This window comes from Streptomyces sp. MZ04, assembly GCF_004684775.1.
In the GTDB taxonomy this organism is placed as follows: domain Bacteria; phylum Actinomycetota; class Actinomycetes; order Streptomycetales; family Streptomycetaceae; genus Streptomyces.
Genome location: NZ_SRIC01000257.1, coordinates 1 through 11677 on the forward strand (window position 1 = coordinate 1; position 11677 = coordinate 11677).

The window sequence follows — 11677 nt, forward strand, 5'->3', positions numbered from 1 at the left end:
CCCACCGTCTCCCCCACCCCAGGCGCATCCCGCAGCGCACACGCGGCCTCGAGCTTCGGCCCGGACCGGGGTTCCAGGTGGACGGCGACATGCGTGCCCCGGAAGGTCCGCGCCGTCACCATGCACGGCAGCCCCTCGTCGACGGGCACGAGCCGCACCCCGGCGGGCCGCACCAGCAGCCGGCACCGGCCGTCCCGCACCCCCAAGGGCACGGGGATCTTGCCCCAGACGGTGTCCGCCACATCACCGGAAACCGTCGCGTCGACGACATTGTCGAAGCCGAGGAACCGCGCGACGAACTCGTCCGCCGGGTGGCGCCACACCTCAAGTGGCGTACCGGACTGGGCGATCCGTCCCTCCCGCATCACCACGACCCGGTCCGCGAGCGCGAACGCCTCGCCCTGGTCGTGCGTGACCGCGAGCACCGTCGTACCCAACTCGTCGAAGAGTTCCCGGAGTTCGACCACGAGCCGTTCCCGCAGCGAGCGGTCGAGCTGCCCGAGCGGCTCGTCCAGCATGAGCAGCCGCGGCCTCGGCGCGAGCGCACGTGCCAGCGCGACCCTCTGCTGCTCGCCGCCGGAGAGCGAGGCGACGGCCCGTCGCTGCGCACCCGGCAGGCCCACCAGGTCGAGCAACTCGGCCACCCGGTCCGCCTGTTCGCCGCGCGCCACACCGTGCATCCGCAGCCCGAAGGCGACATTGCCCGCCACGTCGCGCTGCGGGAAGAGCTGATGGTCCTGGAACATCAGGCCGACGCCCCGCTTGTGCGCGGGCACCCCGCGCTGGTCCCGGCCGTCGAGCAGGATCTGCCCGCCGTCCAGCTCCTGCAGCCCCGCGACCGCCCGCAGCAGCGTCGACTTGCCGCTGCCGCTGGGCCCGAGGACGCACACGATCTCGTGCTCGGCGACCTCGAGCCCGACCCGGTCGAGCACGGCCCGCGCCCCGAACCGCACCGTCGCGTCCGCCAGCGTCAGCAGCCCCGCACCGGCACCCACACCCACACCCACACCCGCATCCGCTCCCGTGGCCCCACCCATCAGAACTCCCCAGTCGTGCGGTCGGTACGGAGCCGTTCGAGGAGCAGCAGCGACACCGCACACACCACCATCAAGATCGTCGAAAGTGCCATCGCCTGCCCGTAGTTGAGCTCCCCGGCCCGCCCGAGCAGCCGCGCGACGGCGACCGGGAGCGTCGGGTTGTCCGGCCGCGCGATGAACACGGTCGCGCCGAACTCGCCCAGGGACACGGCGAAGGCGAACCCCGCGGCGATGAGCAGCGCCCGCCGCACCATCGGCAGGTCGACCTCACGCCACGCCCGCAGCGGCGACGCCCCGAGCACGGCCGCCGCCTCGCGCAGTCGTCCGTCCACCGCGCGCAGGACGGGCAGCATGGTGCGTACGACGAAGGGCACACCCACCAGCGCCTGCGCCAGCGGCACCAGGATCCACGTGGAGCGCAGATCGAGCGGCGGCTCGTCCAGCGTGATCAGGAACCCGAAGCCGACGGTCACCGCGGAGACCCCGAGCGGCAGCATGAGCAGCGCGTCGAAACCGCGCACGAGACGCCCGGCCCTGCGGGTCAGCGCGGCGGCGGCGAGACCGCCGATCATCAGGGCGATGGCGGTGGCGGCGAGCGCGTACTGGAGCGAATTCCAGACCGCGTCGATCGGTGGGACCAGGAAGGCGCCGCCCTCCGCCGATGTCAGCTCCTTGTAGTACATGAAGCCATGGCCGGCGGGGCCGCTCAGCGACCGCTCGATCAGCACGCCGAGCGGCAGCAGGATCAGTACGGCGACGGTCAGCATGACCCCGCCGAGCAGCGCCCACTGCCCGGCGCCGCGCGGCCGCCGGGCGACCGTCGCGGCGTCGACCAGCTTCAGCGCGGTCTCCCGCCGGCGCACGGTCCAGGCGTGCACGGCGAGGATCAGGCCGACCGCCACGAACTGCACGATGGTCAGGACGGCGGCCGTCGACAGGTCGAGGAGCTGGGCGGTCTGCCGGTAGATCTCGACTTCGAGCGTCGAGTACGTGGGACCGCCGAGGATCTGTACGACGCCGAAGGAAGTGAAGGTGAACAGAAAAACCATCAGCGCGGCCGCCGCGACCGCGGGACCCAGCGCGGGCAGCGTCACCGTCCGCCAGGCCCTCCAGCGCGAGGCGCCGAGCATCCGCGCGGCCTCCTCCTGACGCGGGTCGAGCTGCGACCAGAGCCCGCCGACGGTCCGTACGACGACGGCGTAATTGAAGAAGACGTGCGCGAGCAGAATCGCCCACACGGTCGTGTCGAGCCGCAGGCCCCACATCTCGTCGAACAGCCCCCCGCGCCCGACAAGGGCGAGGAACGCGGTCCCGACGACGACGGTCGGCAGCACGAACGGCACCGTGACGACGGCCCGGAGCACCTGCTTGCCCCTGAACTCGAAGCGCGCGAAGACATACGCGCCGGGGAGCGCGATCAGCAGCGTGAGCACGGTCGACGCGAACGCCTGCCAGGTGGTGAACCACAGCACGTGCCGCACGTCGGACTGCCCGATGACGTCCGCGATCCGCCCGAACTGCCACTCCCCGTCCACCTTCAGGCCGCGCGCGACGATCGCGGCGACCGGATAGGCGAAGAAGACGGCGAAGAACGCGACGGGCACGGCCAGCAGGCCGAGCCGCGCCGCGCTCCCACGCGAGAGCCCCTTACGCCCCTTACGGGACTTGCCCTTACCGGGCTTGCCTACTTCAGTACGAGCGAGGTCCACGACTTGACCCACTGATCACGGTTGTCGGCGATCTTCTTCGGGGCCATGGTCTCCGGCTTGTCGATCGTGACGCCGTGCTTGACGAACAGCTCGGGCAGCTCGGCGTTCTTGCGCACCGGGTTCACGAACATGTTCAGCGGCATGTCCTCCTGGAACTCGCCGCTGATCAGGAAGTCGAGCAGCGCCTTGCCGCCCTTCTCGTTCTTGGCGTTGCCGAGCAGGCCCGCGTACTCGACCTGCCGGAAGCAGGTGCCGGTCGCGACGCCAGTCGGCGCCTCCTTGGGCTGCGGCTTCGCGTAGAGCACCTCGACCGGCGGCGAAGAGGCGTAGGAGACGACGAGCGGCCGGTCGCCCTTGGCCTTCTTGCCGCCCGTGGAGCCGGAGAACTCCTGGCTGTAGGCCTGCTCCCAGCCGTCGACGACCTTGACGCCGTTGGCCTTGAGCTTCTTCCAGTAGCCCTGCCAGCCGTCGTCGCCGTACTGGGCGGCGGTGCCGAGCAGGAACCCGAGGCCGGGCGACGAGGTAGAGGCGTTCTCGGTGACCAGCAAATCCTTGTAGGCAGGCTTGACCAGATCCTCGAAGGACTTCGGCGGCGCCAGCTTCTTGTCGGCGAAGTACTTCTTGTCGTAGTTGACGCAGATGTCGCCGCTGTCGACGGGCGTCACCCGGCGCTTGTCCTGATCGACGCGGAACTGCGAAACGATCTGGTCCGAGCCCTTGGCCTCGTACGACTGGAAGAGGTCATGGTCGAGCGCGCGCGACAGAAGCGTGTTGTCGACACCGAAGAAGACATCGCCCTGCGGGTTGTCCTTGGAGAGGATCGCCTTGTTCACGGCGGCGCCTGCGTCCCCGTCCTTGAGGACGCTGACCTTGTAGCCGGACCGCTTCTCGAACTCCTTCAGTACGTTCTTGGAGACGTTGAAGGAGTCATGGGTGACGAGCGTGATGTTCTTGGAGTCGGCGGCCTTGTCGCCGCTGCCGTCGGAGCTGCCGCAAGCGGAGAGCGCGACGAGCCCGAGACCGACCGCGACCGCGGTGACCGTGACCTTCTTGGTGGTACTCACTGAGTTCAATCCTCCTGGTGTGTCCAGGAAGAGACGCGGCCCTGCCGACGGACCGCAAGGGTCCGCGGGCAGGGCGCAACAGCTTGAGTGATGTCCGAACTTCCTACCCGGAATGACCCGGGCAAGGTTCAGAGGGTCTGCGGCCAACCTGTCCTTGGCTGCCGCACTCTCAGCGCTGTGGCGCTCCCCTGTCGGAATATGAAGATGTGTTCCGGCTATGAAGTTGTGTTTCGGCCAGCCTAACGCTCCGCCGCGGCGAGCTGACCGCACGCCCCGTCGATCTCCTGCCCACGGGTGTCACGAACCGTGACAGGCACCCCATGGCGGGCGATGGCGTCCACGAACGCCTTCTCGTCCTCGGGCCGCGAGGCCGTCCACTTCGACCCGGGCGTCGGGTTCAGCGGAATGAGATTCACATGCACGGGCTTGCCCTTGAGCAGCCGCCCGAGCCGGTCACCGCGCCAGGCCTGGTCATTGATGTCGCGGATCAACGCGTATTCGATCGAAAGCCGCCGCCCCGACTTGGCCGCGTACTCCCACCCCGCGTCGAGCACCTCGCGCACCTGCCACCGCGTGTTCACGGGTACGAGGGTGTCGCGCAGCTCGTCGTCGGGCGCGTGCAGCGAGATCGCGAGGCGGCACTTGAAGCCCTCGTCGGCGAACCGGTGGATGGCGGGCACAAGCCCGACCGTCGACACGGTGATCCCACGCTGCGAAAGACCGACACCATCGGGCTCGGGATCCGTCAGCCTGCGGATCGCACCGGTCACCCGGTTGTAGTTGGCGAGCGGCTCGCCCATCCCCATGAAGACGATGTTGCTCAGCCGCGCGGGCCCACCGGGAATCTCCCCGTCCCTCAGCGCGCGCATCCCGTCCACGATCTGGTGCACGATCTCGGCGGTCGACAGATTCCGGTCGAGCCCGGCCTGCCCCGTCGCACAGAACGGGCAGTTCATCCCGCATCCGGCCTGCGACGAGATGCACATCGTCACCCGGTCCGGATACCGCATGAGCACGGACTCGACGAGCGTCCCGTCGAAGAGCCGCCACAGCGTCTTGCGGGTGGTGTCGTCGTCACAGCTGATGTGCCGCACCACGGACATCAGCTCGGGAAGCAGCGCCTCCTGGAGCTTCCCGCGCGCACCGGCGGGAATGTCGGTCCACTGCTCCGGGTCGTGCGCGTACCGCGCGAAGTAGTGCTGCGAGAGCTGCTTGGCGCGAAACGGTTTCTCGCCGGCGGCGGCGACGGCTTCCTTGCGCTCGGCGGGCGTGAGGTCGGCGAGATGCCGCGGCGGCTTCTTGGCTCCGCGGGGCGCGACGAAGGTGAGTTCTCCGGGTACAGGCATGGTGATTCCAGTGTCTCAGACGCCGGGAGTCCGGCCAGGCCGGACCAGACCGGTCTCCGCTCGCCGCCTCTATCTGTCATGGGCCTGACACTGATCGAACTGATCACTACAGTCTCCCCTGACAACATCAACTCCGCTGGAGGTCATCAGCACGTGTTGAATCAAACGGGGAAGGCGCTTCTCGTCGGCGCCACCGCAGCGCTCGCCGTCACGACCGCGGCACCGGCCAACGCCCAGACCGGGGCCCGGACCGAGGCCGCCGCGAGCGTGAGCAAGCACCAAGAGGTGCGCTGCGTGAAGCAGAGCGGCAGGACCTGCGTGTACTCGGTCTCCTTCTTCTACTGGAACAAGAAGGGGTCCACCAAGCGCGGCCTGAACTACGTCCAGACGGCCAGGTCTCCGTACAAGGCCGGCAAGGCCCGCTGGCTCTACAAGCAGCCGGGCGGCTCGACCCACGTCGGCAAGAGCTGGCGCCCGGCCCACTCGGTTCCGCACGGCAACGCCGCCGAGGTCGAGTGGGGCAAGCCCGGGGCCACCACGGGGCCCAAGTTCCGCAAGGGAACGCTGGTCTGCGTGCAGTGGAAGAACCTCTCGCAGAAGGCGTGCCACAAGCTGAAGTAAGTGGCGTACGAAAGCTGAAGTGAGCGCATACGAAGCGCATACGGGGCGCATACGAGGCGCTTACGAGGCGCATACGAAAAAGGGGCTCGCCGTCCGGTGGACGGCGAGCCCCTCTCGTACACAGACGCGGGTCAGCCGGAACCCACGAAGATGACGAACAGCAGCCACACCACCGGAGCCGTCGGCAGCAGCGAGTCGAGGCGGTCCATGATGCCGCCGTGGCCCGGCAGCAGCGTGCCCATGTCCTTGATGCCGAGGTCACGCTTGATCATCGACTCGCCCAGGTCACCGAGCGTCGCGCTCACGCCGACCGCGAGGCCGATGAGCAGCCCCTGCCACCAGGTGCCGCCGTCGATCAGGTACTCCATGCACAGCGCGCCGGCCGCCATCGCGAACGTCACGGCGCCGACCAGGCCCTCACGGGTCTTGCCGGGGCTGATGCGCGGCGCCAGCTTGTGCTTGCCGAAGCGCCAGCCGATCGCGTACGCCCCGGTGTCGCTGACCACGGTCAGGAGCAGGAACGTGAGCACCCGCTGCGGGCCGTCGTCCGCGGTGAGCATCAGCGCCACGAACGTGGCGAGGAACGGGACGTAGAACGCCGCGAAGACGCCCGCCGTGACGTCCTTCAGATAGCCCTCGGGCGGCTCGGTCATCCGCCAGACGAGCACCGCGAGCGCGGTGAGCGCCATCGCGACCCAGGCGCCCTCGGCCTCACGGACGTATCCGGCGACGACCATCGCCGCGCCGCCCACCGCGAGCGGCACGAGCGGCGCCTTGATGCCCTTGCGCTCCTCGAGGCGCGAGGTGAGCTCCCAGAGGCCGACCACCACGGCGACCGCTATGACGCCGATGAACACGGCCTTCACGATGAAGAGCGACGCGACGATCACCGCGCCGAGCCCCACACCGACTCCTATGGCCGCCCCGAGATCACGGCCCGCGCTCTTCTTCTGCGGCGCCTGAGGCGCACGAGGCGCTTCGGGGGCGGGCTGTGGTGCGTTGGGCATGGGCTCCTGGGGTACATCAGGCACGTCGGGCACGATGGGCATGGGCTGCGTCTCTGCTGGATACAGGGCGTCATGCGCATCGTACGCGGGACCTGCCGGGGCAGCCCCTTGAGCAGGGCCCTGGTCGGGCGGCCCCCAGTACCCGGTTCTGGGAGGCGCCCCCCAGGAAGAGTCGTTCACGGATCGGATTCCTCAGTCCTTGGACCCGAGCACTCAGACCTCGAGCAGCTCGGCTTCCTTGTGCTTGAGCAGCTCGTCCACCTGGGCGACGTACTTCGTGGTGGTGTCGTCGAGCTCCTTCTCCCCGCGACGGCCCTCGTCCTCGCCGATGTCGCCGTCCTTGATCGCCTTGTCGATCGCTTCCTTGGCCTTGCGGCGGACGGAGCGGATCGAGATCTTGGAGTCCTCGGCCTTGGTCTTGGCGACCTTGATGTACTCCTTGCGGCGGTCCTGCGTCAGCTCGGGGAACGTCACCCGGATGATGTTGCCGTCATTGCTCGGGTTGACGCCGAGGTCGGAGTCGCGGATCGCCTGCTCGATGTTGCGCAGCGCGCTCTTGTCGAACGGGGTCACCACGGCCATCCGCGGCTCGGGCACCGAGAACGAGGCCAGCTGATTGATCGGCGTCAGGGCGCCGTAGTAGTCGGCCACGATCTTGTTGAACATCGCCGGGTGCGCACGGCCTGTGCGAATCGCGGCGAAGTCCTCCTTGGCGACCACGACGGCCTTCTCCATCTTCTCCTCGGCCTCGAGGAGGGTCTCTTCGATCACCACTTGCTCCTGCGTTTGTGAGTGGGCTGGGGGCGCCCCCACACGGTGAAGTAGGGGGAGTCCATGGGGTGTCGGCTGCGTCGCGTCTCTTTCCCTGCACCGTGTCCGACCGGCAGGGCTTTGTCCATCCCTCGGGGGACGTGCCTGGGTCAGACCCGGGTGCCGTGGTCACCCACGAGCGTGCCGATCTTCTCACCCTTGACGGCGCGCGCGATATTGCCGGCGGAGAGCAACTCGAAGACGAGGATGGGCAGCTTGTTGTCCCGGCACAGTGTGATCGCGGTCATGTCGGCGACCTTCAGGTCGCGGGTGATGACCTCGCCGTAGCCGAGCGCGTCGTACTTCACCGCGTCCGGGTTGGTCTTCGGGTCGGAGTCGTAGACACCGTCGACGCCGTTCTTGCCCATGAGCAGGGCCTCGGCGTCGATCTCCAGGGCGCGCTGCGCCGCGGTGGTGTCGGTGGAGAAGTACGGCATGCCCATACCGGCGCCGAAGATGACGACACGGCCCTTCTCCAGGTGCCGGACGGCGCGCAGCGGGATGTACGGCTCCGCGACCTGGCCCATGGTGATGGCGGTCTGCACGCGGCAGTCGATGCCTTCCTTCTCCAGGAAGTCCTGCAGGGCAAGGCAGTTCATGACCGTGCCGAGCATGCCCATGTAGTCGGAGCGGGCCCGGTCCATGCCGCGCTGCTGCAGTTCGGCGCCGCGGAAGAAGTTGCCGCCGCCGATGACGGCCGCGATCTGGGCTCCGTCGCGTACGACGGCCGCGATCTCCTTGGCGATGGCGTGCACGACATCGGGGTCGACGCCAAGGCCGCCCCCGCCGGCGAATGCCTCGCCGGAGAGCTTCAGCAGGAAACGACCGGCGACTTTGTCGTCGTCGCTCTTAGTGTCGGCCTTGGTGGTCATGGAGTTCTCGCTTCTTTTTGCTCGGCGCACATACGAAGAAGGCCACTGCCGGTGGGGTGTTGTTCGCAACCCATGCTCGGCAATGGCCTCCTCGTCAGATCTGCGGTCGTACGTCGCGTACTGCGTGGGGTACGCGGGCGACCGCTGTCGACCCTAGCGGGGTCTACCGTCGATCGCGGTACGGACTCAGATGCCGACCTTGATGCGCGAGAAGCGCTTCAGGGTGACACCGGCCTCGTCCAGAACCTTCTGGACGGACTTCTTGTTGTCGAGCGCGTACGGCTGACCGAGGAGGGTGGCCTCCTTGAAGAAGCCGTTGACGCGACCCTCGACGATCTTGGGCAGCGCGGCCTCGGGCTTGCCCTCGGCGCGGGTGGTCTCCTCGGCGACGCGGCGCTCGGACTCGACGACCTCGGCCGGGACGTCCTCGCGGGAGAGGTACTTCGGCGCGAAGGCGGCGATGTGCTGGGCGATGCCCTTGGCCAGGTTGGCGTCGGCCTTGTCCAGCTCGACCAGGACACCGATCTGCGGGGGCAGGTCGGGCATGGTGCGGTGCATGTACGCGCTGACGAAGGCGCCCGAGAACTGCGCGAAGCGGTCCAGGACGATCTTCTCGCCGAGGTTGGCGTTGGCCTCGTCGACGTACGCCTGGACGGTCTTGCCGGCCTCGATCTCCGAGGCGAGCAGCGCCTGGATGTCGGCCGGGGACGTCTTGGCGATGTGCGCGGCCAGCGAGTTCGCGACGGCCTGGAACTTCTCGCCCTTGGCGACGAAGTCCGTCTCGCACTTCAGCTCGACGATCACGCCGGAGGTGTTGTCGTCGGCGATGAGGGAGACCACGGCGCCGTTCTCGGCGGAGCGGCCCTCGCGCTTGGCGACGCCCTTCTGGCCCTTGATGCGCAGGGCCTCGACGGCCTTGTCGACGCTGCCGTCGGCCTCGTCGAGAGCCTTCTTGCAGTCCATCATGCCGGCGCCCGTGAGCTCGCGGAGCTTCTTGACGTCAGCGGCGGTGTAGTTCGCCATGATCCTGAAATTCTCTCTCGAAGTCTGAAAGATCTACGGGTGAACGGCGGGGGCCGGATCGGCCCCCGCCGTCAACTACCGAACCTGTGAAGGTCAGGCCTGCTCAGCGTCCGCGGCCGGGGCCGGGGTCTCCTCGGCCGCAGCCTCGGCGGCCGGAACCTCGGCCTGCTCGGCGTCGGCGACCTTCTCCGTCTCGGCAGAGGTCTGGACCTCGGCCTCGGCGGCCTTCTCGTCCTTCTTGTCACCCTCGAGCAGGTCGCGCTCCCACTCGGCGAGCGGCTCGCCCTGGGCCTTCTCGCCCGGCTTCGAGTCACCGGTGGCGGCACCGGAACGGGCGATGAGGCCCTCGGCGACGGCGTCGGCGATCACGCGGGTGAGCAGCGTGACGGAGCGGATCGCGTCGTCGTTGCCCGGGATCTTGTAGTCGACCTCGTCGGGGTCACAGTTCGTGTCGAGGATCGCGACGACCGGGATGTTGAGCTTCCGGGCCTCGCCGACAGCGATGTGCTCCTTCTTGGTGTCCACGATCCAGACGGCGCTGGGCACCTTGGACATCTCGCGGATACCACCGAGGGTCTTCTCCAGCTTGGCCTTCTCGCGCGAGAGCACGAGAAGCTCCTTCTTGGTGAGACCGGAAGCGGCGACGTCCTCGAAGTCGATCTGCTCGAGCTCCTTGAGGCGCTGCAGACGCTTGTAGACGGTCGAGAAGTTGGTGAGCATGCCGCCCAGCCAGCGCTGGTTCACGTAGGGCATGCCGACGCGGGTCGCCTGCTCGGCGATGGCCTCCTGCGCCTGCTTCTTCGTGCCGACGAACATGACCGTGCCGCCGTGGGCGACGGTCTCCTTGACGAACTCGTAGGCGCGGTCGATGTACGACAGCGACTGGAGCAGGTCGATGATGTAGATGCCGTTGCGCTCCGTGAAGATGAAGCGCTTCATCTTCGGGTTCCAACGACGGGTCTGGTGACCGAAGTGGACGCCGCTTTCCAGCAGCTCCCGCATCGTGACGACGGCCATGGCCGTACTCCTTGGTGTTCTCGGTTGTGCCGCGTCCGCCGGACGGCGGTCGCGCCTGACGCCCGCGATGCGCCGTGCCACAAAGGACCGAGAGGCGCTGGCACCTGGCTTTTCATGGCCTGGTGTCGGGGCGTGCGAAGTCGACCCGGTGACCCGGATCGCCACAAGAAGTGTACGGGACCCGCGAGGCAGCGGGTGACGCCGCTGTCCACAACCGGCTGGTAGTCCACAGATCCGGTCCAAGATCCCTGCGGAGGGGCCCGGCACGGGACGGTTCTCGTATGTCTCACATGCGACGAGAGATGCGCCTGATGGCGCTGGTGGTGGTACTGATCATGGCGGCGGCGCTCCCGGCCGCCGCCGGTGAGCCGGTTCCGAGGGTGGGCGGCACCTGGCCCGTCGGAGTGCGCCCTTCGGTCGTACGAGGCTGGGAGCCCCCGGCGACTGCGTACGGCCGGGGCCACCGGGGCGTGGACCTCGCCGCACCACCGGGCACACCGGTCCACGCGGCCGCCGGGGGCACGGTGTCCTTCGCGGGACGGGTGGCGGGCCGGGGCGTGATCTCGGTGGACCTGACGGGCACGGGCGATCCCCCGCTGCGTACGACCTATGAACCCGTGCGGGCCGATGTCAGAAAGGGCGACTCCATCCCCGTGGGCGCCCCTCTGGGCACCCTGGAACTCCCGACGCCCCACTGCCGCCAGAGCTGCCTGCACTGGGGCTTGCGCAGAGGAAAGACCTATCTGAACCCACTGGGCCTACTGCCGCCATGGCTACTCCAAAGGCCCCCGTCACGCTTGCTACCGGTGACCGGGGTGCCACTCTTGCGCCTGCCCTCCCTGTTGCGATCAGGCATCCCACCCGGGCCGCCGGCGTCGTGGGCAGGGGTTCCGCACGATGGCATTCCACTCAGGCTGTCCCCGTTGTGGGCAGGGGTTCCGTACGACGGCATCCCACCCAAGCCGCCCTCGTTACGAGCAGAGGCTCCGCATCACGGCACCCCACCCAAGCCGCCCTCGTTACGAGCAGAGGCTCCGCATCACGGCACCCCACCCAAGCCGCCCTCGTTACGAGCAGAGGCTCCGCATCACGGCACCCCACCCAAGCCGCCCTCGTTGCGAGCAGAGGCTCCGCATCACGGCATCCCACCCAAGCCGCCCGTGTCGTGGGC

The 11677-nt window shown here is 68.5% G+C and carries 10 protein-coding genes, 1 pseudogene and 1 riboswitch; of the genes and pseudogenes, 2 read left to right on the forward strand and 9 right to left on the reverse strand.

The window, feature by feature from the left end:
* The 4 genes from E2651_RS34335 to rlmN all read right to left on the reverse strand — a co-directional run.
* Positions 1–1037, reverse strand: a 1037-nt coding sequence (locus E2651_RS34335) for an ABC transporter ATP-binding protein (RefSeq protein WP_135335173.1), incomplete at its 3' end; no start/stop codon positions are given.
* Complete coding sequence (locus tag E2651_RS34340) at positions 1037–2647, reverse strand: iron ABC transporter permease (protein WP_245239405.1); 1611 nt, start codon at positions 2645–2647, stop codon at positions 1037–1039. The genes E2651_RS34340 and E2651_RS34335, both read right to left, overlap by 1 nt.
* A gap of 74 nt (positions 2648–2721) precedes the next feature.
* Positions 2722–3810 carry a thiamine ABC transporter substrate-binding protein gene (locus E2651_RS34345; RefSeq protein WP_135335175.1) on the reverse strand — a complete coding sequence of 363 codons (1089 nt, stop codon included), beginning with the start codon at positions 3808–3810 and terminating at the stop codon, positions 2722–2724.
* Positions 3811–3892: 82 nt separating this feature from the next.
* Positions 3893–4010, reverse strand: a riboswitch (TPP riboswitch).
* Positions 4011–4049: 39 nt separating this feature from the next.
* Positions 4050–5156 (reverse strand): 23S rRNA (adenine(2503)-C(2))-methyltransferase RlmN, encoded by a 1107-nt coding sequence (rlmN, locus tag E2651_RS34350; protein ID WP_135335176.1) that lies wholly within the window; start codon positions 5154–5156, stop codon positions 4050–4052.
* Between the two features lie 153 nt (positions 5157–5309).
* Here rlmN and E2651_RS34355 point away from each other — a divergent pair, with 153 nt between their 5' ends.
* Entirely contained in the window at positions 5310–5777 is a 468-nt protein-coding gene (locus E2651_RS34355) for a hypothetical protein (protein WP_135335177.1), read from the forward strand.
* Between the two features lie 131 nt (positions 5778–5908).
* On the opposite strand, the gene E2651_RS34360 is transcribed toward E2651_RS34355, so the two are convergent.
* From E2651_RS34360 to rpsB, 5 genes are all read right to left on the reverse strand, one after another.
* Positions 5909–6964 carry a phosphatidate cytidylyltransferase gene (locus tag E2651_RS34360; protein ID WP_135335178.1) on the reverse strand — a complete coding sequence of 352 codons (1056 nt, stop codon included), beginning with the start codon at positions 6962–6964 and terminating at the stop codon, positions 5909–5911.
* A gap of 33 nt (positions 6965–6997) precedes the next feature.
* A complete protein-coding gene (frr, locus tag E2651_RS34365) occupies positions 6998–7555 on the reverse strand; it encodes a ribosome recycling factor (RefSeq protein WP_135335179.1) in 558 nt (185 codons plus the stop codon).
* A 149-nt stretch (positions 7556–7704) separates the two neighbouring features.
* Positions 7705–8466: a UMP kinase gene (gene pyrH, locus E2651_RS34370; protein ID WP_135335180.1), complete on the reverse strand. Its 762-nt coding sequence runs from the start codon at positions 8464–8466 to the stop codon at positions 7705–7707.
* 186 nt (positions 8467–8652) lie between these two features.
* Positions 8653–9489: a translation elongation factor Ts gene (tsf, locus tag E2651_RS34375; RefSeq protein ID WP_135335181.1), complete on the reverse strand. Its 837-nt coding sequence runs from the start codon at positions 9487–9489 to the stop codon at positions 8653–8655.
* A 93-nt stretch (positions 9490–9582) separates the two neighbouring features.
* Positions 9583–10506 (reverse strand): 30S ribosomal protein S2, encoded by a 924-nt coding sequence (gene rpsB / locus E2651_RS34380; protein WP_135335182.1) that lies wholly within the window; start codon positions 10504–10506, stop codon positions 9583–9585.
* A 335-nt stretch (positions 10507–10841) separates the two neighbouring features.
* Here rpsB and E2651_RS45650 point away from each other — a divergent pair.
* Positions 10842–11330: pseudogene (locus E2651_RS45650) on the forward strand (M23 family metallopeptidase); the annotation flags it as partial.
* Positions 11331–11677: the final 347 nt, after the last annotated feature.

Coding starts and splice junctions, on each gene's coding strand:
- pyrH (WP_135335180.1), bottom strand. CDS start 8,466: ATGACCACCAAGGCCGACACTAAGAGCGACGACGACAAAGTCGCCGGT.
- rpsB (WP_135335182.1), bottom strand. CDS start 10,506: ATGGCCGTCGTCACGATGCGGGAGCTGCTGGAAAGCGGCGTCCACTTC.
- tsf (WP_135335181.1), bottom strand. CDS start 9,489: ATGGCGAACTACACCGCCGCTGACGTCAAGAAGCTCCGCGAGCTCACG.
- rlmN (WP_135335176.1), bottom strand. CDS start 5,156: ATGCCTGTACCCGGAGAACTCACCTTCGTCGCGCCCCGCGGAGCCAAG.